This window comes from Cellulomonas triticagri, assembly GCF_003696205.1.
GTDB lineage: Bacteria > Actinomycetota > Actinomycetes > Actinomycetales > Cellulomonadaceae > Cellulomonas > Cellulomonas triticagri.
In genome coordinates, this window is record NZ_RFFI01000055.1 from 1 (window position 1) to 21,654 (window position 21,654).

Below are 21,654 nucleotides of genomic sequence, written 5' to 3' on the forward strand. Positions count from 1 at the left end.
TCGCCTACGGCGCGCACGGCCGGGTCGCCGCGGCGCTCGCGGCCGCCGACGCGGGCGGCGGTGCCGGGCTGCGGGTGCTGGGCGGGCTGGCCGCCGGGTGGTTCTTCGGCGCGAACACCGCCGGGGTGCCGGTGTACGACCCGGCGACCGGCGTCACGGCCGACGGCGTCGAGACCGACGGGCGGGTCAACCGGAACTCCGGCGCGGAGTCCACGATCCACGGGCTGCTGACCATGCTGCTGCTCGACGCCCGGCCGGACGTCGCGGCGGTGGCCCGGGGGATCACCGGGCTGGCGGCCTTCGACGGGCTGCGCGTGCTCGACGCCGAGGGCGGGCGGCTCGGCCCCGGGTGCACGGTGGTCCGGCCGGCCGAGGGTGCGTGGACCGGCGAGGGCAACCTCGTGGGCGGCGGGTACGTGGCGGTGCCGGACGGCGGGTGGGTCGAGCTCGAGGTCCCCGCGACGCCCGACGGGCTGGGCGGGTGGGCGCTGCCGCTGGTCTGGCGCACCGCCGAGCCGTCCGGGGAGGCCGACTGGGAGGTGGTCGGCGGCGCCCGGCTCGGCCGCACCCAGAACGGCGGCACCGGCGCACCGGGGCTGACCGAGGTCCCGGGGAGCCTGGTGCCGCAGCTGCTGGACCACCCGCTGCCCGACGGGGCGGCGACGGTGACCGTGCGGTGCACCGCACGGGGCGGGCCGCTGCGTCTGGACGCCCTGCTGGTGCGCCCGGCGGTGGCGACGGCCCGGTGGACCACGACCGGGGACGACGCCGTGCTCTACGCCGGGTCGACCGCCCGGGCCGTGCGGGTCCCGGCGCTCGCGGCCGGACGGGGTGCGGCGTACCGGTCGGACGGCGTCCCGGACCGGACCGTGCGCGTGGCCGCGGGCGCGCCCGTCGACGTCCCCGCCGGAGGCGTCACCATCACCCGCTGACCGGCCGACCCCCGCCCGCCCGACCGACCTGGCCCACGCCCGGCCCGGCGACCAGGGCGGACGCCCCGGCTGTGCGTCCCCTTTGTCCCCTACGGTGGGGGCGTGCTGCGACCCGACCCTGCCGCCGCCGGTCCGACCGGGGCCGCGCTCCTCGCGGACCCCGACGCGCCCGGCTGGCGGCGCGCGCCGATCACCCCCGACCAGCGGCGGGTGGACCTGCTGCTCGCCGTCGGCCTGCTGATCGGCGGCGTGCTGAGCCTCGCGCTCGGCCGGACCGCGGGGATGTACGAGGACCCCGCCCCGGGCTGGCTGTCGGTGCTGGTGCTGTGCGCGCTGACCCTGCCGCTGGCGCTGCGCCGCCGGTGGCCGGCCGCGGTCGCGCTGGTCGTCGCGGCGGCCTTCGTGGTGCTCGGCGAGGCGCGGGTCCCCGAGACGCTGTTCGCCAACATCGCCCTGTTCATGGCGCTGTACTCGGTGGGCGCGTGGGAGACGAGCCGGGCCCGGGCGTTCTGGGTGCGCGCGGGTGTCGTGCTGGCGATGTTCGTGTGGCTGCTGATCGCGATGTTCCAGGCGGTCACCGACCCCGAGGGCATCGAGGGGTTCTCCAACGCCGGGGCGTTCTCGCCGCTCGTCGCGTACCTGCTGATCCAGCTGCTCACCAACATCCTGTACTTCGCGGGGTCCTGGTGGTTCGGCGAGCACGCGTGGAACGCCGCGCGCGAGCGCGCCCGCACCGACTGGCGCGGGCGGCAGCTCGTGGGCGAGCGGCGCCGCGTCGAGGAGCAGGCCGTCGCCATCGAGCGGCTCCGCCTGGCGCGCGAGCTGCACGACGCCGTCGCGCACCACGTGTCGATGATGGGCGTGCAGGCCGCCGCCGCCCGGGTCGTGCTCGGCGCGGACCCGCAGCAGGCCGCTGCCGCGCTGGAGCAGGTCGAGGACTCCGCACGGGAGGCCGTGGACGAGCTGCACGGGCTGCTGCGCACGCTGCGGCACACCGGCGAGGAGGCCGAGTCCGACACCCCGGTCGGCTCGCTGGGGGTCGACCGGCTGCCCGACCTCGTCGAGCAGGCCGCCGCGGGCGGGCTGCGTGCGCGGTACCAGGTGGTCGGGACGCCCGTGCGGGTGCCCCCGCTCACCTCGCTGAACCTGTACCGGATCTGCCAGGAGGCGCTGACCAACGTGCGCAAGCACGCGGGGGTCGACGCCCAGGTGGACGTCCGGCTGCGGTACGACGACGGCGCCGTGGAGCTCGAGGTCGCGAACGACGGCACCAGCGGCCGCCGGGTGCGGATGACGTCCGGCGGGCTCGGCCTCGTCGGGATGCAGGAGCGGGTCGCCGCGGACGGCGGCACGCTCGAGACCGGCGCGCGCGGGCGCGGCGGGTATCTGGTGCGGGCACGGGTGCCGCTCGCGCCGCGGACGGGAGGAGCACGATGACGGGGCCGACGACGGACGAGCAGGACACCACGGGGGTGGTGCCGTTCGGGCCCGACCGCCCGGTGCGGGTGGTGCTCGCGGACGACCAGGCGCTGCTGCGCGCCGGGCTCGCGACGATCCTGGGCGCGTCCCCGGACATCGAGGTCGTCGGCCAGGCCGGGGACGGGGCCGAGGCCGTCGCCCTCGCGCGCTCGCTCGCGCCCGACGTCGTGTGCATGGACGTCCAGATGCCCGGCACGGACGGCCTGGAGGCGACGCGGCAGATCACCGCCGACCCCACGATCACCGCCGCGGTGCTCGTGCTCACGACGTTCAACCGCGACGACTACCTGCTGGAGTCGCTGCAGGCGGGCGCCGCCGGGTTCCTGCTGAAGAACTCCCGGCCCGAGCAGCTCGCGGACGCCGTGCGCGCCGTCGCCGCCGGGGACGCGCTGCTCTCGCCCGAGGTCACCCGGTCCGTGATCGCCCGGGCGATGACCGTCGCCCCGGACGCCGCCCCCGGTGCCGTCGGCGTGCCGGGGACCGGTCCCGACGCCGCGGCCGCCTCCGCCTCGGGGCTGACCGAGCGCGAGCTCGAGGTGCTGCGCCTGGTCGCCCGGGGGCTGAGCAACGACGAGATCGCCGGCGAGCTCGTGCTCGGCCGCGCGACCGTGAAGACCCACGTGTCCAGCGTCCTGACCAAGCTGGGGCTCCGCGACCGGGTGCAGGCCGTCGTCTACGCCTTCGAGCACGGCCTCACCGACTGACGCGGGGTCCCCGCCCGCGGGTGGGGGACCTCCGTCCCGGGGCGGAGGCACGCACGGACCGCAGGTTCCGTCCCGCGGCCGAGGTGCAGGTGGGGGCGCTTCTCCTAGCGTGGTGGTCAGCGGACGAACCCGTCCGGGACGACAGATGTGGGGAGATGACGATGCTGCGACTGGACGGCATCCACCGGTCCTTCGGGGACCGGCTGGTGCTCGACGACGTGGGCTTCTCGGTGGAGCGCGGCAAGCTCACCGGGTTCGTCGGCGGCAACGGCGCCGGCAAGACCACGACGATGCGCATCATCCTCGGGGTGCTCTCGGCGGACTCCGGGACCATCACCCTGGACGGGAACCCGCTGGGCGACCACGAGCGGCGCGCGTTCGGCTACATGCCGGAGGAGCGTGGGCTGTACCCGAAGATGCACGTGCTCGACCAGATCGCCTACCTGGCGCGGCTGCACGGCTACGACCGGCGCTCCGCCACCGAGCGGGCCCGCGACCTGCTGGAGAAGCTCGGCCTCGGCGAGCGGCTCGACAGCCCGGTCGACGACCTGTCGCTCGGCAACCAGCAGCGGGCGCAGATCGCCGCCGCGCTCGTGCACGACCCCGAGGTCCTGATCCTCGACGAGCCGTTCTCCGGGCTCGACCCGATGGCGGTCGACGTCGTCCTCGGCGTGCTGTCCGAGCACGCGGCCAAGGGTGCGCCGGTGCTGTTCTCCTCCCACCAGCTCGACGTGGTCGAGCGGCTGTGCGACGACGTCGTCGTCATCGCCGGCGGGAAGATCCGCGCCTCGGGCGAGAAGGAGGCCCTGCGCCAGCAGTACGCCGCGCCGCGCTACGAGATCGCCTCGGGCGGCGACATGGGCTGGCTGCGGACTGAGCCGGGTGTGCAGGTCGTGGAGTTCGACGGCGGGTACGCGCTGTTCGACGCCGACGAGGCCACCGCCCAGCGGGTGCTGCGCGCCGCGCTGGACGCCGCCCCCGTCACGCAGTTCGCCCCCGTGCGGCCGCGCCTCGCGGAGATCTTCCGCGACATCGTCACCGACGAGCAGCGCCACGACGAGACCACCACGACCCCGAAGGAGACCGTGCGATGAGCCGCCGCACCCCGATGCTGCCCACCACGCCCAGCAGCACGACCTCCACCCGGCCCGCCATCCCGGGCACGGCGCAGGCGACGCTGATGGTCGCGGAGCGGGAGATCTTCTCCCAGCTGCGCACCAAGTCCTTCATCGTCTCCACCATCGTCATGCTGGCGCTGGTGCTCGGCGGGATCATCCTCAGCTCGGTGCTCGGCGACCGGATCGGCGGCGGCGACACCCAGGTGGCCGTCGTCCCGGAGACCGCCGCGGTGATCGCGGACGTCGAGGGCCTGGAGGCCGTCGAGGCCGCCGACGCCGACGCCGCCCGCGCCCTGGTGGAGTCGGAGGAGGTCTCGGCGGCCCTGCTGCCCGACACGTCCGCCGACAACCCGCTCGGCGTCGTCGTCGTGGGCCTCGACTCCGCGCCCGACAGCGTGCTCTCCGCGCTCGCGGTGACCCCGCCCGTCGAGCTGCTCGAGGAGGCCGACACCAGCGAGGGCGTGCGCTACCTGGTGTCCCTGCTGTTCGGCGCGGTGTTCCTGTTCGCCGCCTCCTCGTTCGGCGGTCAGATCGCCCAGAACACCGTGCAGGAGAAGCAGTCCCGCATCGTCGAGATCCTGCTGTCCACCGTGCCGCCGCGGGCGCTGCTCGCGGGCAAGATCCTCGGCAACACCGTGCTGGCCGTCGGCCAGATCGCCGCGATCGCCGCGGTCGCCGTCCTCGGCCTCGTGCTGACCGGCCAGGACGAGCTGCTCGGCCTCGTCGGGGCGCCGGTCGCCTGGTTCGTGCTGTTCTTCCTCGTGGGGTTCATCCTGCTGGCCGCGCTATTCGCGTCCGCGGCGTCGCTGGTCTCCCGCATCGAGGACACCGGCTCCGTGCTGATGCCGGTGATCATGCTGGTGATGATCCCGTACTTCGCGGTCATCTTCTTCAACGACAACGACCTGGTCCTGACGATCATGTCCTACGTGCCGTTCAGCGCCGCGGTCGGGATGCCCGTCCGGCTGTTCCTCGGCACCGCCGAGTGGTGGGAGCCGCTGCTCTCCCTGGTGATCCTCGCCGGCTCCGCCCTGCTGGTCACCGCGATCGGGGCGCGCATCTACTCGCGGTCGGTCCTGCGCACCGGTCGCCGGGTCACGCTGTCGGAGGCGCTCTCCAAGGCGTCCTGACCCACGGACGACGCCCGCGGCACCCGGGAGGGGGGTGCCGCGGGCGTCTGCGTGTGCGGGGTGGTTCAGGGGGTGTCGAACGGGGCGACCAGGGTGCGCAGCAGGTCCGCCAGCCGCTCGCGCTCGGCCGTGCCGAGGGTGTCCAGCAGGGCGCGCTCCACGTCCAGCAGCGTCGACATCGCCGCGTCGACCCGGGTCCGGCCCTCCTCGGTGAGGCTGACCAGCACCCCGCGCCGGTCGTCCGGCGACGGCAACCGCTCCACCAGCGCCCGCGACGCGAGCCGGTCGATGCGGTTCGTCATCGTCCCGCTCGTCACCAGGGTCTGCGTCAGCAGCGCACCGGGCGACATCCGGTACGGCGCGCCCGCGCGGCGCAGCGCCGACAGCACGTCGAACTCCCACGGCTCCAACCCGTGCCGGGCGAAGGCCTGCCGCCGCGCCAGGTCCAGGTGCCGGGACAACCGCGTCACCCGGGACAGCACCGACAGCGGCGCGACGTCCAGGTCCGGGCGCTCGCGCGCCCACGCGTCGACGATCCGGTCGACCTCGTCGCGCGGACCGGACGGGGGAGCGGCTGACATGCGGGCGAGGCTACTCGACCGGGGTGCCGTCCTTCGGGAGGCCGCCGACGGCCTCCGTGTCGCCCTTCGCCGCCCGCCGCTTCACCGGGGCCGCCGACGTCAGCCGGGGGCGACGCTCCATGCCCGACAAGCCGTTCCACGCCAGGTTCACCAGCGCCGCCGCGACGTCCGCCTTCTTCGGGCTGCGGGCGTCCAGCCAGTGCTGCCCCGTCAGCGCGACCATCCCCACCAGCATCTGCGCGTAGATCGGCGCGGTGCGGGGGTCGAGGTGCTGCTTCTTGAACTGCGCCGCCAGCAGGTGCTCGACCTGCGTCGCCACGTCGCCGATCAGGCTGGAGAACGTGCCCGTCGCCTGGGCCACCGGCGAGTCCCGGACCAGGATCCGGAAGCCGTCCTCCGACGTCTCGATGTAGTCCAGCAGCGCCAGCGCCGAGCGCTCCACCATGACCTTCGGGTGCCCGCCCTCGTCCAGCGCCCCCGACAGCGCCCCCGTCAGGGCCTGCACCTCCCGGTCGACGATGACCGCGTAGATGCCCTCCTTGCCCCCGAAGTGCTCGTACACCACCGGCTTCGACACCTCGGCGCGCGCCGCGATCTCCTCCACCGACGTCTGCTCGAAGCCCTTCTCGGCGAACAGGCGGCGGCTGACGTCCAGGAGCTGCTCGCGCCGCTGGTGCGCCGTCATGCGGGCGCGGGTGGTCCGGGTGCGGCGCGGCTCGGCGGTCATCGGGCCATCCTCTCAGGCCACCCGTCCTCGGGGGAGCGCCCGGCCTGGCAGACTGGCGACCGGCGCGGGACCGGCGAGACCGGACCCGCGGTCCGCCCTGGTGTAACGGCAGCACGCAGGCCTTTGGAGCCTTGAGGTCCGGGTTCGAATCCTGGGGGCGGAGCAGAGCGCAGCGCAGACCCGCCGCGCGTGAGGTGTTCCACGGCGTCTCCCGCGCATCGTCGCGCAGACGCGTGGTCACGGGGCCGGAAGCGCGTTGGCGGTGGCGACCAGTGTCTCCATGGCCCGCTCGGCCTGGAGCCGCTTCTGACCGGACACCGGCGAGTACGAGTACCCCGCGAGTGTCTTCATCCGGAGCAGGGCGCTGAGCGCGCGCGCCGCCTCGGCGTCGGCGGTTCTCAGCAACGCGACCGCATCCTCGTGACGGTCGCCCTGGTGGTAGACGCCGAGGCGCGCGCAGCAGATGACGTCCGAGGCTGCGATGCCGGCGTGCACCGCCAGGGTGACGAATGCGTCGGCGATGTCCTGGGCCTCGTCCGCCAGCGCGAGCACGTCCTGCGCGACGGAGGCGAACTGGTGGGCTTTCGCGAGTCGTCCGTCGCGGACTGCGGGTTCCGCCCGCCTCGTCGTCATCCTGCCTCCGCCCGGCGCCTGGTGAGCACATGCGGCTTGATCCGCCGATGCAACCATCGTGGGTCGCCGTACATCGTCAGTCCTTCGCTACGGATCGACCTGAGGACCGGCTCCGCGCCACGCTCCGGGAGGTCGTGCTCGTCGATGACGAACGGCCGGGCGTCGTTGCCGGTCCACCTCGCGACCAGGTGCTGGAGCGAGTCCACCTGCCCGGTCCAGGTGTCGTCGTCGGCGTCGTCGGGACGCACGAGGAAGAGATCGACGTCTGACTCGGCGGTGGCGGCCCCTCGACTCCAGGAGCCGAAGAGCGCCGCGTAGACGGGTGGGTGCTCCCACGCCGTGAGGCATGTCGCGATGCGGTCGCGCAGGGTGCGCGCTTGGTTGGCGAGTGCGATCACGGCATCAGCGCCCAGGTGCTCGCGGTTGAGCTCGTACATCATCGCGGCGTTACCCACCCGGGTGGCGGTCACGATGCCTTGCTTCGCGAGCCGGTTGAGGACCTTGCGGACGCCCTCGACCGAGGCCTTCGGCAGCAGACGCGTCAGCTGGCCCGGCGTGAACGCGGCCTGCGTGAGCGCGAGGTGATTCAGGACGTCGCCGTCCAAGGTCGGTGTGATCACGGCGAGCGGGTGGGTCGCGTCCATGGGGCCTCCTCGACTACGTACTTTAGTACGCGGTCGCGTACTTTGATAGCCGATCGCCCATGATCGTGCGCGCTCGTCGCAGGCGCGTGGGACGATGCCCGACGTGTCCGTGACGCCCCCGCCCGCCGCCCCCACGCGGCCCCGCCCGGCCCGCGCGGACGTGGTCGCGGCGGGTGTCACCGTCGGTCTCGCCGTCGCGGGCCTGCTGGCGCTGCCGCCCCTGAGCGCCCTGGACCCGACCGAGGTCGTCGACGTCCCGCCGCTCGGCGGGGTCCGCTGGTGGCTGGTCGTCGGGGCTCTCGCCGTGCAGGCGGGGTCGGTCGCGTGGGCGCGGGTGCTGCCGCGGTTGGCGCTGCTGGTGGTGGGTGCCGTCGTGCTGGCGGTCGCCCCGCTGCCGCCGGGTGCCGCGTCGGGGGTGCTGACGCTGGCGGTCGTGGTCGTCGTCTACCGGACCGCGGTGGTGGTGCGGGTGGCGCGGCTGCGCGCGGCGCTGGTCGCGGTCGTGCTGCTGGTGGCGGCCGGGTCGGGCGTCGATGTGGCTCTCGCGCCCGAGCCGCCCGACGGTCCGGTGCTGGTCGGGTCCGCGCTGACGCAGGGCGTCGTCGTGGTGCTGGTCGGGCTGGTCCCGGCGCTGGTCGTCGCGGGGCGGCGGGCGGTGCGGGACGCGCAGGCCGGGGAGGTCCGGGCGCTGCGCGGCGAGCAGGAGGCGCGGGTGCAGGCGGCGCTGGCGACGCAGCGGACGGCGATGGCGCGCGAGCTGCACGACATCGCCGCGCACCACCTGTCGGGCATCGCCCTGATGGCCTCGGCGATCGACCGGCAGATCACCACCGACCCGGACGCGGCGCGCGCGTCGGTCCGGCAGGTCCGGGACCAGAGCCGCGTGGTGCTGACCGACCTGCGCCGTCTGGTGGGGCTGCTCCGGGAGGACGACGGCGCCGAGACCGACGCGCCGACGTTGGCGGCGGTCCGGGACCTGGTGGCGGCGCCTGCGGCGGGCGGCGTCGCGACGCTCCACGTCGTGGGTGCACCGGAAGGGGCCGTGCTCGGCGGTGGCGTGGGCCCGCTCGCCCAGCTCACCGCGTACCGGATGGTCCAGGAGGCGCTGGCGAACGCCCGCACGCACGCGCCAGGTGCGCGGTGCGCGGTCACCGTGGACGACAGCGCGGACGACGCGGTCGTCGTGACCGTCCGGAACGAGGCCGCACCCGCCGGGGCGACCGCGCCGACATCGCCGGGTGGGGGCCACGGCCTGCGGGGGATGCGGGAGCGCGCCGACCTCGTGGGCGCGGACCTGCGGCACGGCCCGACGCCGGACGGCGGCTGGGAGGTCGTCCTCCGCGTCCCGCGCGACCCGACGCCCAGCGGCCACGACCAGGGAGGTGCCTCGTGATCCGGGTGCTCGTCGCCGACGACCAGCCGCTGGTGCGCGCCGGGCTGTCCGGCCTGCTCGGTGCGGAGCCGGACATCGAGGTCGTCGGGACGGCCGCCGACGGGGACGAGGCGGTGGCGCTGGCCCGCAGCACCGCACCGGACGTGGTCTGCCTGGACATCCGGATGCCGGGCCGCGACGGGATCAGCGTCGCCCGCGAGCTGTGCGGCCCGGACGTCGCGGACCCGGTGCCGGTGCTGGTGCTGACGACGTTCGACCTGGACGACTACGTGTTCGGGGCGCTCGAGGCCGGGGCGTCGGGGTTCCTGCTGAAGGACGCCGAGCCCGACGAGATCGTCCGCGCGGTCCGGCAGGTCGCGTCCGGGCGGGGGACGCTGGACCAGGCGCTCACGCACCGGGTGCTGCGGGAGTTCGCGGACCGCCGCCGGTTGCAGCCCGTGACCCTGCGGCGCGGCGCGGACGTGCTCACGGCGCGGGAGCGGGACATCCTGCTGCTGCTCGCGCAGGGGATGTCGAACGAGGAGATCGCCGCCGCGCTGGTGGTCGAGGTGGCCACGGTGAAGTCGCACCTCGCGCGGATGATGCCGAAGCTCGGGGTGCGGTCGCGGCTGCAGGCGGTCGTGTGGGCGTACCAGAACCGGGTGGTCGAGGTCCCGGACCCGGACTGAGGTCGGTCCCGCGGCGGGGTGCTTGCACCGGAGGATGCAGGCCGCCAGGTTCCGCCGGAGGCGGCTGGAGGGCGCGGGCCCCGGATTCCTAGCGTCGAGGGAGCAGGACGGAGCACCGTCCCCCGACCCCGAGGAGCACGCCATGACGTCCCCGACCGAGATCCCGCAGCGGCCCGCGACGGCCGCACCCCCGGCGGTCCTGCTGGAGCAGGTCCGGCGCACGTACCCGAACGGCGGCGGCACGGTCGCGGCGCTGGACGGCGTCTCCCTGGCCCTGGCGCCGGGGTCGTCCACGGCGGTGATGGGGCCGTCGGGGTCGGGCAAGTCGACGCTGCTGAACTGCGCGGCGGGCCTGGACGTCCCGACGTCGGGCCGGGTCGTGATCGGCGGGACCGACCTGACGGGGATGCACCCGGACGCGGTGACGCGGCTGCGGCGCGAGCGCATCGGCTTCGTGTTCCAGGCGTACAACCTGGTGGGGCACCTGACGGTCGCCGAGAACATCGCGCTGCCGCTGCTGCTCGGCGGCCGGGAGCCGGACGCCCACCTGCGGCGCTACCTGATGGCGGCCGTCGGGCTGGAGGGCATGGAGGACCGGCTGCCGGGCGAGCTGTCGGGCGGGCAGGCGCAGCGCGTCGCCATCGCGCGGGCGCTCATCACCCGCCCGGCCGTGGTGTTCGCGGACGAGCCGACCGGGGCGCTGGACTCCCGCACGGGTGCGCAGGTGCTGGACGTGCTGCGCGACGCGGCGGCGACGCTGCGGCAGACGCTGGTGCTGGTGACGCACGACGCGCACGTCGCGGCGACGGCGGACCGGGTGCTGTTCCTCGCGGACGGCCGCCTGGCCGGGCACCTGGACGCGCCGACGGCCGAGCAGGTCACGGCCCGGATGACGGGCCTGGGCCGGTGAGCGCCGTGTGGACGTCCGCGCGGGCGGCGGTGCGTGCGCACCGCGGGGCGCTCGCGGGCAGCGCCCTGGTGGCGGCGCTCGCGGCCGCGCTGCTCACGGCGACGGGGGTGTGGGTGGAGGCGGGGCTGCGGCTCGCGGCGTCCTCCGACGACCCGGCGGCGTCGCTGCTGATCACGGTGGCGTCGTCGTTCGCGGGGACGGCGGTGCTGATCGCGCTGTTCGTCGTCGCCTCGACGTTCGCGGGCGCGCTGCGGCCGCGGGCGCGGGAGTTCGCGCTGCTGCGCGCCGTGGGGGCGACGACGGCCCAGGTGCGGAACGCGATCACGGCCGAGGTCCTGCTGGTGTTCGCCGTCACCGCACCGGTCGGTGCGGTCCCGGGGCTGCTGCTCGCGCCGCTGCTGACCGGGGTGCTCGTGGACGGCGGGATCGCCCCGGCGGGGTTCGCGCCGGCGCTGTCGCCGTGGCCGGTGCTCGCGGCGCTGGCCCTGCTCGTCCCGACCGCGCTGCTCGGCGCGCGCCTGGCGGGCCGGGAGAGCGCCCGGCTCAGCCCGGCGAGCGCCGTGCAGCGGTCCGCGGTGGAGCCCGCGGGGATCGGGTCGGTGCGGCGGGCCGTCGCCCTCGGGCTGGGCGCGGTGGGGCTGCTCGCGGCCGGGACGCCGTTCGTCGTACCCGGGCTGCTGGGCAGCGCCGCCGCGACGACGTCGGCGCTGCTGCTCCTGGTCGCGGCGGCGCTGCTCGGTCCGGTGCTCGTCCGCCGGGTCGCGGAGCGCGGGCTCGCGCTGCTGGGTGGGCGCGGCGGTGCGGTGCCGACGCTCGCGCTGGCGAACGCGCGCGGCTTCTCCCGCCGGCTCACCGGCGCGGTGATCCCGCTCGCGCTGCTGCTCGCGCTGGGCACCGTGCAGTCGGGGGTGAACCGCGCCGTGGTGGACGCGACCGGCGAGCAGGTCCGGCAGGCGATCACCGCGGACCTCGTCGCGCAGGCGCCCGACGGCGTCACCGCGGCCGAGGCGACCGCCGTCGCCGCGCTGCCGGGGGTCGCCGCCTCCGGCCGGACCGGGCTGGTGCCCGCGCAGGTCCGCCTCGACCGCGAGGACGCCGACGTGCCGGTGCTGGGCGGGCTGGCCTGGGAGCCGACGACGCTGCGCACCGTGCCCGCCGACGCCGGGCTCGTGGACGCGGACGTCCGGTCGGGGTCGCTCGCCGACCTCGCCGCCGACGGCACCGTCGCGATCAGCCGGGAGACCGCGCTGACCGGGATGGTGGGCGTCGGGGACCCGGTCGACATCCGGACGGGCGGGGAGCAGACCGAGTTCCGGGTGGTCGCGGTGTACGAGCGCGGGCTCGGGCTCGGGGAGTACCTCGTCGGCGACGGGACGGCGCTCGCGGACGCGGCGACCGACGCCGTGCTGCTGGTCACCGCGGCCCCCGGGACGGACGACGCGGCGCTCGCGGAGGCGGTCGCGGCGACCGGCCTCGGCGCGACCGATGTCGACGGCTACGCCGGCTCCGTCCGGGAGGCCGCCGCCGGGCAGCAGGGACTGTCCACCGCGCTGCTGCTCGCGCTGCTGGCGTTCGTCGCGGTCGCGGCCGGCACCACGCTGGTCAACCTCGTCGGCACCCGGCGAGCTGAGCTCGCGCTGCTGCACCGCACCGGCGCCACCCGGCGCCAGCTGCTGCGGGTGGTCGCGGTCGAGTCCGTGCTCACCACCGCGACGGCGCTGCTGGTCGGGGCCGCGTGCGTGCTCCCGGCGCTGCTCGGCGTCGGGCAGGGGCTGCTCCGCGTGCCGCTCCCGGTCGTCGACCCGGTCGTGCTCGGCGGTCTGGTGGTCGTCGTCGCGCTGATCGGCCTCACGCTGCCGGTGGCGGCGGCGGTCCGCGCGACGGCGAGCACGCGCGCGGCCTGACCACCACCGGCCTGTCGTCCCGCGCGCGGCCGCCTGCGCCGTCGCGCGGGACGCACCCCCGCCGTGACCGTCCCGTGACCTCGCCGACCGGTTATCCGCCACCGACGACGGCCTACCCGCGCACCGGTCTCCGCGGCCGGCACCGCTCCTAGCGTCGGCCTCGCGACCTCATCGGACCGACGACGTCCCGCGGGGGAGCGACACATCGCCGGTGCGCTGCGCCGCGCGCGTGCCTCCACGTCCGTCCCAGTGCCGGGGCGGGTCGCCGGGCGCGCGGGGCAGGGCCGCTAGACGGAGGAAGGTCAATGATGACGACGAGACGGCGCGACGGCAGGTCGCGGTACGTCACAGGCACGGCGGCGGTCGCCGGGCTCGCGCTGCTGGCCCTGACGGCCTGCTCGGGCGCGGACGAGAGCAGCGACGACACCAGCGGCAGCTACACCACGCGTGAGGTCACCGACGGCAAGACGACGTTCACCGTCGTCACCAACCCCGGCGACGGGCCGGTGCTGTCCTACGGCGCGGACTCCGGGATCGAGCTGATCGAGCAGGAGATCGACGGCGCCACCTACGCGTTCAAGGACATGAACGGCGACGGCGAGCTGGCCGTGTGGGAGGACTGGCGCGAGGACCCGGAGGTCCGGGCGGCGGACCTGGCGGCGCAGCTGTCGACCGAGCAGATCGCCGGTCTGATGCTGTTCTCCTCCCACGAGCGGTCCCCGGCGGACGGCCTGACGGACGCGCAGCAGGAGTACATGTCGGAGTCGCGGCTGCGCAACGTGCTGAACGCGGGTCCGAACGACGTGGACGCGAACGTCACGTGGGCGAACCAGCTGCAGGCCTACGCCGAGGAGCTGGCGACGGACGACGAGCCGTACGTGCCGGTGAACTTCTCGTCCGACCCCCGGTCCACCGCGGAGAGCGGCGGCAACTACAACGCGTCCGGCGACATCTCGCGCTGGCCGTCCAACCTGGGACTCGCGGCGACCTTCGACACCGAGACGATGTCCGAGTTCGCGACGACGGTGTCGGCGGAGTACCGCGCGCTGGGCATCGGGACGGCGCTGAGCCCGCAGATCGACCTGGCGACCGACCCGCGCTGGCTGCGCGTCGACGGCACGTTCGGCGAGAACGTCGAGCTGGCGAGCGAGATGGCCAAGGCGTACGTCGAGGGCTTCCAGTCCACGCCGGGCGAGGACGGCTGGGGTTCCGAGTCGGTGAACGCGATGATCAAGCACTGGGCGGGTGACGGCCCGGGCGAGGGCGGTCGCGAGTCGCACACGGAGGCCGGCAAGTACGGCGTCTACCCGGGGGACAACTTCGACGCGCACGCCGAGGTCTTCCTCGGGGTGATGGACTCCGCCGCGGTCATGACGGCGTACTCCGTCGCGCTCGACGGCGAGGGCCAGCCGCTGCTGGGCGGCGACCGGATGGGCTCCGCGTACGACTCGGCGCGCACCGGCCTGCTGCGGGAGAACTTCACCGGCGTGGTCGTCACCGACTGGGGCGTCACGGCCGGCGGGACCACCGACCCCGACGCGCTGATCGGCACCTCGTGGGGCGCCGACGACCTGACGGTCGAGGAGCGGCACTACGCGATCCTGAAGAACGGCGTCGACATGTTCGGCGGCAACAACGCGGTCGCCCCGGTGCTCGCGGCGTACGACATGTGGCAGGCGGACTTCGAGGCCGGCGTCAACGACGTCGACGCGGACACCCGGTTCGCCGAGACCGCCACGCGCGTGCTGACGATGCTGTTCCAGGCGGGCCTGTACGAGGACGCGTTCCTCGACCTCGAGGAGTCGCAGGCGGTCGTCGCGAGCCAGGACAAGCTCGATGCCGGCTACCGGGCGCAGCTCGACTCGATCGTGATGCTGAAGAACGACGGCGAGACCGTCGCGGAGTCCGACGCGGCGGCCTGGAAGGACAAGACCGTCTACATCCCGCGCAACTACGACACCGGCCAGGCGGGGCTGTTCGGCCCGGGCGAGTACACCGAGGGCCCCGGCCTGACGGTCGAGGTCGCGGAGCAGTACTTCGGGACGGTCGTCACGGACGAGGCGGTCGAGGACGCGGACGGCAAGGTCACGAGCTACACCGCCCCCGACCTGGCGGACGTGGACCTGGTGCTCGTCGGCATGGACAGCCCGAACAGCGGCGCGGTGTTCGCGAACTCGGGCCACGACACCGAGACCGGTGAGTGGTACCCGCTGTCGCTGCAGTACCGCCCCTACACGGCGGACGGCGAGCACGTGCGGCGCACATCGATCTCGGGGGACATCCTCCCCGACGGCACGCAGGAGAACCGGTCCTACTTCGGCAACACCTCGCGCACCGCGAACGAGTCGGACCTCGACGCGTTCGAGCGGGCCGTGGCGGCGGTCGAGGCCTCGGGCGAGGACATCCCGGTGGTCACGGTGCTGCGGGCGAAGAACCCGACGGTCCCGGCCGAGTTCGAGGCCGCGTCCGACGCGATCGTCGTCGGGTTCGGCGTCAGCGACCAGGCGCTCATCGAGACGGCCATCGGCCTGAACGAGCCCCAGGGTCGCCTCCCGATCGGCTTCCCGGCGTCCATGGACGCGGTCGAGAAGCAGCTCGAGGACGTGCAGGAGGACACCGAGCCGTACGTCGACTCGGCGGGCAACGCGTACCTGTTCGGCTTCGGCCTGAGCTGGTCCGGCGTCATCGCGGACTGATCCGCGACCCCGTCGGGGGCTGCGGCGACGGCAGACGCCGCCGTAGCCCCCGACGGACCGGCCGCGGGGTGGGCCCGCGGCCAGCAACCCAGTGAGGAGCACGGAAGAGATGAAGCGCACCACGGCCCTGACGACCGGCCTGACCCTGGCGATCGCCCTGACGGGCGTGCTCGGCCTGTCCGCCTGCGGCAGCGACGACGGCGGCTCGGGCTCCGGCACGTCCGCCGAGGAGCAGGCCGCCACGGAGTCCGACATCGCGGAGGACCTGGAGAACGCCCGGGTGGCCGTCGCGGACGCGCTGGCCGAGGACGACTCCTGGGCCCAGATCATGCTGGCGAGCGACGTGCAGGCCCCGACCGTGAAGTACGGGCTGCTCGTCGTGCCCTACTCCTTCTCGGACGCCGCCGACCGCATCCAGGGCACCGTGAACATCGACGGCGGGAAGTTCACCATCGACGGCGACTCGGCCGCGACCGGGCTGACCTGGCAGATCGACCAGGACGGCACCATCACCGAGGTCACCGAGTAGCACCGGCCGGATCGCCCGGGGCGCGTCGGCGAGCGCGCCCCGGGCGGTCGCCCCCCACCGTCGACGTCCCCGAGGAGGACACCGTGAGCCCCCGCGTGAAGAAGCGCATGTCGAACAAGAAGTTCCTGTGGATCTGGGCCCCCGTGCTCGGGACGGTCACCGCCGTCGCCGTGGTCGCGAACGTGGGCCTGGTCGTCGCCGGCGGCTGGGTCGCGTCCCAGCTCGGCTCCGGGACGTACGAGTTCACCAACGCCGAGGAGTCGGCGGACTGGGACACCGAGTACTACACGTCCGACTACGCGGACGGCGACGCGGTGGACGCCGCGGCCGAGGCGCTGGTCGAGGAGATCGCCGCCGGCGGCATCGTGCTGGCGAAGAACGAGGCCGCGTCCCTGCCGCTCGCGGCGGGCGCGAAGGTCACCATGCTGGGCCGCGCCGCCGCGGACCCGGTGTTCGGCGGCTCGGGCTCCGGCTCGGTCGACACGAACTCCGCCGTGAACGCGCGGGTCGGCCTGGAGAACGCCGGGTTCGAGGTCAACGACGCCGTGTACGGCGCGATCGAGGCGTTCGCGGCGGAGAACCCGCGGGGGCACATCGAGATGGACCGTCCGGACATCTCCACCTACGACATCGGCGAGATGCCGGTCGACGGCTACGAGGCGCAGTCCGCGTCGTTCGCGGAGTACGCGGACGCCGCCGTGGTGGTCCTGGGGCGTCCGGGCGGCGAGGGCGGTGACCTCACCCAGGACATGACCGGGTGGGACGAGAACGCCGTGCCCGGCCAGCACCAGCTGGAGCTGAACCAGGACGAGAAGGACCTGATCGCGCTCGCGAAGGCGAACTTCGACACGGTCGTGGTCGTCATCAACGCCTCGACGACGATGGAGCTCGGCGACCTGCAGGCCGACGCGGGCGTGGACGCGATCCTGCTCGCGGGCTCCCCGGGGGCCACGGGCCTGAACGCGCTCGGCGGGATCCTGTCCGGCGACGTGAACCCCTCGGGCCGCACGGCGGACGTGTGGGCCGCGGACTTCACCGCCGACCCGACGTACGTGAACTTCGGCGGGTTCCTGTACGAGAACCTGTCGGTCTCGTACCCGGTGTCGGCGGTCGAGACGGCGACGTCGAACGCGACCGTCACCGACGAGGCGCCGTTCGTGAACTACGCCGAGGGCATCTACATCGGCTACCGGTACTACGAGACCGCCGCCGCCGAGGGCTTCCTCGACTACGACGAGGCCGTGGTCTACCCGTTCGGCCACGGCCTGTCCTACACGGACTTCGCGTGGGAGGTGACCGGCACCGAGGCGGGCGACGTCGACGGGACCGTCGCCGTGACCGTCGAGGTCACCAACACCGGCGAGGTCGCGGGCAAGGACGTCGTGCAGCTCTACTACACGGCGCCGTACACCCCGGGCGGCATCGAGAAGTCCGAGGTCGTCCTCGGCGACTTCGCCAAGACCGGCGTCATCGAGCCGGGCGCGAGCCAGACCGTGACGCTGGAGCTGCCGGTCGAGGACATGGCGTCCTACGACCACCTGGGCGAGCGGGCGTACGTCCTGGAGCAGGGCGACTACGTCCTGTCCGTGCGGACCGACTCGCACACCGTCGCCGACGGCACCGCGCCGATCACCTACACCGTCGACTCCGACGTCGTGTACTCCGGCGAGGACCACCGCGCGAGCGACGCCGCCGAGGTCACCAACCGGTTCGACGACGTCTCGGACCAGTTCGGCGAGGGCGGCATCGTGGCGATGTCCCGCGCCGACTTCGCCGGGACGTTCCCGACCGCGCCGACCGGGGACCAGCTGGTCGCGGACGACGCCGTCGCGGCGGGCTTCTCCGCCTGGGACCACGAGGCCGCCGCCGCCGAGTTCGACGGCGAGATGCCGACCACCGGCGCCGGCACCGACCTGTCGCTGATCGACCTGCGCGGCCTGCCGTTCGACGACCCGCGGTGGGCCGAGCTGCTCGACTCGCTCAGCGTCGGCGACATGACCGACATGCTGCTCAACGGCGCCTACCAGACCGCCGCGATCGGCTCGATCGGCAAGCCCCAGACCCTGGAGCCGGACGGCCCCGCCGGGTTCTCCTCCTTCATCAACTCCTCGATCAACGGCGTGGCCTACCCGTCCGAGTTCCTCATCGCGCAGACGTGGGACGTGGACCTGGGTGCGCGGATGGGCGCGATGCTCGGCGACGAGGCGCTCTCCAAGGGGATCAACGGCTGGTACGCGCCGGCGATGAACCTGCACCGCTCGCCGTTCGCGGGCCGCAACTTCGAGTACTACTCGGAGGACCCGTACCTGTCCGGCGTGATGGCCACGGCCGTCGCGAACGGCGCGGCGACCAAGGGCGTCTACACGACGCTCAAGCACTTCGCGCTGAACGACCAGGAGACCAACCGGGTCAACAACGGCATCGCCACGTGGGCGACCGAGCAGACGATCCGCGAGCTCTACCTCAAGCCGTTCGAGATGGCCGTCAAGGGCATCACGATGGACGTGCGGTACATCGCCGACTCCGACGGCACCGTCGAGGAGACCACGGTCGGCTCGACCGCGGTGATGAGCTCGTTCAACCGGATCGGCGCGACCTGGGCCGGTGGCTCCGAGGCGCTGATGACGGACGTGCTGCGCACCGAGTGGGGCTTCGAGGGCTTCGCGATCTCGGACTTCAACCTGTACCCGTACATGAACCCGAACCAGGGGATCAGCGCGGGCACGGACCTGACCCTGACCTTCCAGCCGTCGAAGTCGTTCAACGACACCTCCTCGGCCAAGGCGGTGCAGGACATCCGGACCGCGACGCACCACATCCTGTTCACGGTGGCCAACTCCAACGCCATGAACGGGCTGGCCCCGGGCGCCACCGTCACGTACACGCCACCCACCTGGGTGTACCTGCAGATCGGCGGCACCGTCCTCATCGGGCTGCTGGTCCTCGCCGGCGGGTTCCTGGTGACCCGGCGCGTGCTGCGGCACCGTCAGGCACCCGCGGCCGGACCCGCCGCCGCTGCCGGGCCGGATCCCGTCCGCGCCGGCCGCCCGGGCACCGGCTCGTAGCCGGTCGGTCCCCGCGTCGGGCCGGTGGCGCCCACCACCACCGGCCCGACGCGCGGGCCCCCGACGCGCACGCAGAAGCCGGGCACGAGGACGTCGCCCCGAGGTGAAGGAGAACACCGTGCCGATCCAGGTCGAGCACCTGTCCGTGCTGGAGAAGGCCGCGCTGCTGGTCGGGAAGTCGGTCTGGGAGACCCGCGACCTGCCCAGGCACGGCGTGCGGTCGCTGTGGCTGGCCGACGGCCCGCACGGCGTCCGCAAGCAGGTCGGCTCCGCGGACCACCTGGGGCTGAACGCCTCGGAGCCCGCGACGTGCTTCCCCACCGCGGCCGCGGTCGCGAGCTCGTGGGACGTCGACCTCGCCGAGCGCGTCGGCGCGGCCCTCGGGGCCGAGGCCGCCGCGCAGGGCGTGGACGTGCTGCTCGGCCCCGGGCTCAACATCAAGCGGTCCCCGCTGGGCGGCCGCTCCTTCGAGTACTACTCCGAGGACCCGCTGCTGACCGGGCGGATGGCGGCCGCGTCGGTGCGGGGCATCCAGTCCGCGGGCGTCGCCGCGTGCCCGAAGCACTACGCCGCGAACTCCCAGGAGCTGCGGCGGATGGTCTCGGACTCGGTGGTCGACGAGCGCACGCTGCGGGAGATCTACCTGACCGCGTTCGGCATCGTCGTCGAGACCGCCCGGCCCCGCTCGATCATGACCTCGTACAACCTGGTCAACGGGGTGTACGCCAACGAGAACCGGTTCCTGCTCACCGAGGTGCTGCGCGACGAGTGGGGATTCGACGGTGCCGTCGTCACCGACTGGGGCGGGTCGAACGACGTCGTCGCCGGCGTCGCCGCCGGGGCCGGGCTCGAGATGCCCGCGGCGGGGCTGGACTCCGCGCGGCAGATCGTCGACGCCGTCGCCGGCGGGCGGCTGGCGGCGGCCGACCTGGACGCCCGGGCGGCCGACGTGCTGCGGCTGGTGGCCCGGGCCCGGCCCGCGGACGACCCGGCCCCGCCCGTCGACCACGACGCCCACCACGCCCTGGCCCGCGAGGCGGCGGCCCGCTCGGCGGTGCTGCTGAAGAACGACGGCGCGGTGCTGCCGCTGCGCCCGGCCAGCCGGGTGGCGGTGGTCGGCGACTTCGCGTTCGCCCCGCGCTACCAGGGCGCCGGCTCGTCCGCCGTGAACCCGACCCGCCTGGACGCGGTCGTGGACGTGATCGGCGAGACCGACCTGGACGTCGTCGCCCAGGTGCGGGGCTTCCGCCGCGACGGGGTGCCCGACGCCGCGCTGCGCGACGCGGCGGTCGCGGCGGCGCGGGGCGCGGACGCCGTCCTGCTGTTCCTCGGCCTGCCGGAGATCGCGGAGTCCGAGGGCGTCGACCGCGCGCACCTGCGGCTGCCCGACGTGCAGACGGAGCTGCTCGCCGCGCTCGCCGAGGCGAACCCGGCGGTGGTGGTGGTGCTCGCCGGGGGCGGGGTCGTCGAGACGCCGTGGCTCGGGCACTGCCGTGCCCTGGTGCACGGGTACCTGTCCGGCCAGGCCGGTGCGGGCGCGATGCTCGACGTCCTCACGGGCGCCGTGAACCCCGCGGGCCGGCTCGCCGAGACCATGCCCGTGGCGCTGGCCGACACCCCGACGGCGGGCACGTTCCCCGCGACCGGGCGCACCGCCGAGTACCGCGAGGGCCTGTTCGTCGGCTACCGGTACTACACGACCGCCGGGGTGCGGGTGGCGTTCCCGTTCGGCTTCGGGCTGTCGTACACGACCTTCGGGTACACCGACCTCGTCGCGGACGCGGGGGGCGCGACCGTGACGGTGACCAACACCGGCGCGGTGGCCGGGGCGGACGTCGTCCAGCTGTACGTGCGCCGGGTGACCCCGGGCGTGCACCGCCCCGACCGGACGCTCGCGGGGTTCGCCCGCGTCGAGCTCGCGCCGGGGGAGTCGCGCACCGTCACCGTCCCGCTCGGCGACGCGGCCTTCCGGCACTGGTCCGTCCCCGCCGGCGGCTGGGCCGTCGAGACCGGGACCTGGGAGGTGCTGGCCGGCGCGCACGTCGACGACCCCCGCCTCACGGTCCGGGTCGAGGTCGCGGGGCGGGCACCCGCCGTGGTCGACGACGTGCCCGCGCCGTACCGCACGGGCGCCGTCCGGGACGTCGCGGACGCCGACTTCGCCGCGCTGCTCGGCCGCCCGCTGCCGTCCGCCGGCTGGGCGGGGGCGCTCGGCCCCAACGACCCGCTGTCCCGGATGGCCGAGGCCCGGTCGCCGCTCGCACGCCTGGCGTACCGCGTCCTGGCCTGGCGGCGCGACCGCGCCGACCGCCGCGGGACACCCGACCTCAACATCCTGTTCCTGCTCAACATGCCGCTGCGCGCCATCGCCAAGATGACGAACGGACTGGTCAGCACCGACATGGTCGACGGCCTGGTCCGGATCGTCAACGGCCGGTTCCTGGCCGGCGCGGGGGCGACCGCGCGCGGCTTCGTGCGCCACCGCCGCGCCGACCGGGCCTCGGCCCGCGCGCTGCGCGGCGACGCCTGACCTCACCGTCG

At 74.5% G+C, this 21,654-nt stretch carries 16 protein-coding genes, 1 tRNA gene and 1 pseudogene; 14 read left to right on the forward strand and 4 right to left on the reverse strand.

Annotated features, from left to right (window positions below; genetic code table 11):
• The 5 genes and pseudogenes from EBM89_RS11050 to EBM89_RS11070 form a co-directional block, all read left to right on the forward strand.
• Positions 1-932 (forward strand): annotated as a pseudogene (locus EBM89_RS11050) (hypothetical protein); the annotation flags it as partial.
• A gap of 102 nt (positions 933-1,034) precedes the next feature.
• Positions 1,035-2,369, forward strand: a complete 1,335-nt coding sequence (locus EBM89_RS11055; protein WP_233571679.1) for a sensor histidine kinase — start codon at positions 1,035-1,037, stop codon at positions 2,367-2,369.
• Complete coding sequence (locus tag EBM89_RS11060) at positions 2,366-3,115, forward strand: response regulator (protein WP_122149486.1); 750 nt, start codon at positions 2,366-2,368, stop codon at positions 3,113-3,115. The genes EBM89_RS11055 and EBM89_RS11060 overlap by 4 nt, the downstream gene beginning before the upstream one ends.
• A 161-nt stretch (positions 3,116-3,276) precedes the next feature.
• Complete coding sequence (locus EBM89_RS11065; protein WP_122149502.1) at positions 3,277-4,209, forward strand: ABC transporter ATP-binding protein; 933 nt, start codon at positions 3,277-3,279, stop codon at positions 4,207-4,209.
• Positions 4,206-5,363 (forward strand): ABC transporter permease, encoded by a 1,158-nt coding sequence (locus tag EBM89_RS11070; RefSeq protein WP_122149487.1) that lies wholly within the window; start codon positions 4,206-4,208, stop codon positions 5,361-5,363. Before EBM89_RS11065 ends, EBM89_RS11070 begins: the two co-directional genes overlap by 4 nt.
• Before the next feature lie 65 nt (positions 5,364-5,428).
• Here the strand turns inward: EBM89_RS11070 and EBM89_RS11075 are convergent, their stop codons facing one another.
• Positions 5,429-5,944, reverse strand: a complete 516-nt coding sequence (locus EBM89_RS11075) for a MarR family winged helix-turn-helix transcriptional regulator (RefSeq protein ID WP_122149488.1) — start codon at positions 5,942-5,944, stop codon at positions 5,429-5,431.
• Between the two features lie 10 nt (positions 5,945-5,954).
• Positions 5,955-6,629 carry a TetR/AcrR family transcriptional regulator gene (locus tag EBM89_RS11080; RefSeq protein ID WP_122149503.1) on the reverse strand — a complete coding sequence of 225 codons (675 nt, stop codon included), beginning with the start codon at positions 6,627-6,629 and terminating at the stop codon, positions 5,955-5,957.
• Between the two features lie 133 nt (positions 6,630-6,762).
• Here EBM89_RS11080 and EBM89_RS11085 point away from each other — a divergent pair.
• Positions 6,763-6,834 (forward strand) — tRNA-Gln (locus tag EBM89_RS11085).
• Between the two features lie 74 nt (positions 6,835-6,908).
• Here EBM89_RS11085 and EBM89_RS11090 read toward each other — a convergent pair.
• Positions 6,909-7,304, reverse strand: a complete 396-nt coding sequence (locus EBM89_RS11090; RefSeq protein WP_122149489.1) for a hypothetical protein — start codon at positions 7,302-7,304, stop codon at positions 6,909-6,911.
• Positions 7,301-7,948: a nucleotidyltransferase domain-containing protein gene (locus tag EBM89_RS11095; RefSeq protein WP_122149490.1), complete on the reverse strand. Its 648-nt coding sequence runs from the start codon at positions 7,946-7,948 to the stop codon at positions 7,301-7,303. The genes EBM89_RS11090 and EBM89_RS11095 overlap by 4 nt, the downstream gene beginning before the upstream one ends.
• 103 nt (positions 7,949-8,051) lie before the next feature.
• Between EBM89_RS11095 and EBM89_RS22445 the strand changes: the two genes are divergently transcribed.
• From EBM89_RS22445 to EBM89_RS11135, 8 genes are all read left to right on the forward strand, one after another.
• On the forward strand, positions 8,052-9,341 hold the full coding sequence (locus EBM89_RS22445; protein ID WP_122149491.1) for a sensor histidine kinase: 1,290 nt from the start codon (positions 8,052-8,054) through the stop codon (positions 9,339-9,341).
• Positions 9,338-10,009, forward strand: a complete 672-nt coding sequence (locus EBM89_RS11105; RefSeq protein WP_122149492.1) for a response regulator — start codon at positions 9,338-9,340, stop codon at positions 10,007-10,009. Before EBM89_RS22445 ends, EBM89_RS11105 begins: the two co-directional genes overlap by 4 nt.
• 142 nt (positions 10,010-10,151) lie before the next feature.
• Complete coding sequence (locus tag EBM89_RS11110; RefSeq protein ID WP_122149493.1) at positions 10,152-10,919, forward strand: ABC transporter ATP-binding protein; 768 nt, start codon at positions 10,152-10,154, stop codon at positions 10,917-10,919.
• Positions 10,916-12,823 carry an ABC transporter permease gene (locus EBM89_RS11115; protein ID WP_122149494.1) on the forward strand — a complete coding sequence of 636 codons (1,908 nt, stop codon included), beginning with the start codon at positions 10,916-10,918 and terminating at the stop codon, positions 12,821-12,823. Before EBM89_RS11110 ends, EBM89_RS11115 begins: the two co-directional genes overlap by 4 nt.
• Before the next feature lie 308 nt (positions 12,824-13,131).
• On the forward strand, positions 13,132-15,519 hold the full coding sequence (locus tag EBM89_RS11120; RefSeq protein ID WP_233571680.1) for a glycoside hydrolase family 3 N-terminal domain-containing protein: 2,388 nt from the start codon (positions 13,132-13,134) through the stop codon (positions 15,517-15,519).
• 109 nt (positions 15,520-15,628) lie between these two features.
• Positions 15,629-16,048 (forward strand): hypothetical protein, encoded by a 420-nt coding sequence (locus tag EBM89_RS21245; RefSeq protein ID WP_158609644.1) that lies wholly within the window; start codon positions 15,629-15,631, stop codon positions 16,046-16,048.
• Positions 16,049-16,131: 83 nt separating this feature from the next.
• Complete coding sequence (locus EBM89_RS11130; protein ID WP_233571681.1) at positions 16,132-19,113, forward strand: glycoside hydrolase family 3 C-terminal domain-containing protein; 2,982 nt, start codon at positions 16,132-16,134, stop codon at positions 19,111-19,113.
• 103 nt (positions 19,114-19,216) lie between these two features.
• Positions 19,217-21,643, forward strand: coding sequence for a glycoside hydrolase family 3 C-terminal domain-containing protein (locus EBM89_RS11135; protein WP_122149496.1), 2,427 nt, complete (start codon positions 19,217-19,219; stop codon positions 21,641-21,643).
• Positions 21,644-21,654 lie beyond the last annotated feature (11 nt).

Bases quoted from the DNA above. Each gene is read 5' to 3' on its own strand.
- EBM89_RS11060 (WP_122149486.1), top strand. From the start codon at position 2,366: ATGACGGGGCCGACGACGGACGAGCAGGACACCACGGGGGTGGTGCCG.
- EBM89_RS11065 (WP_122149502.1), top strand. From the start codon at position 3,277: ATGCTGCGACTGGACGGCATCCACCGGTCCTTCGGGGACCGGCTGGTG.
- EBM89_RS11070 (WP_122149487.1), top strand. From the start codon at position 4,206: ATGAGCCGCCGCACCCCGATGCTGCCCACCACGCCCAGCAGCACGACC.
- EBM89_RS11075 (WP_122149488.1), bottom strand. From the start codon at position 5,944: ATGTCAGCCGCTCCCCCGTCCGGTCCGCGCGACGAGGTCGACCGGATC.
- EBM89_RS11080 (WP_122149503.1), bottom strand. From the start codon at position 6,629: ATGACGGCGCACCAGCGGCGCGAGCAGCTCCTGGACGTCAGCCGCCGC.
- EBM89_RS11090 (WP_122149489.1), bottom strand. From the start codon at position 7,304: ATGACGACGAGGCGGGCGGAACCCGCAGTCCGCGACGGACGACTCGCG.
- EBM89_RS11095 (WP_122149490.1), bottom strand. From the start codon at position 7,948: ATGGACGCGACCCACCCGCTCGCCGTGATCACACCGACCTTGGACGGC.
- EBM89_RS11110 (WP_122149493.1), top strand. From the start codon at position 10,152: ATGACGTCCCCGACCGAGATCCCGCAGCGGCCCGCGACGGCCGCACCC.
- EBM89_RS11120 (WP_233571680.1), top strand. From the start codon at position 13,132: ATGACGACGAGACGGCGCGACGGCAGGTCGCGGTACGTCACAGGCACG.
- EBM89_RS21245 (WP_158609644.1), top strand. From the start codon at position 15,629: ATGAAGCGCACCACGGCCCTGACGACCGGCCTGACCCTGGCGATCGCC.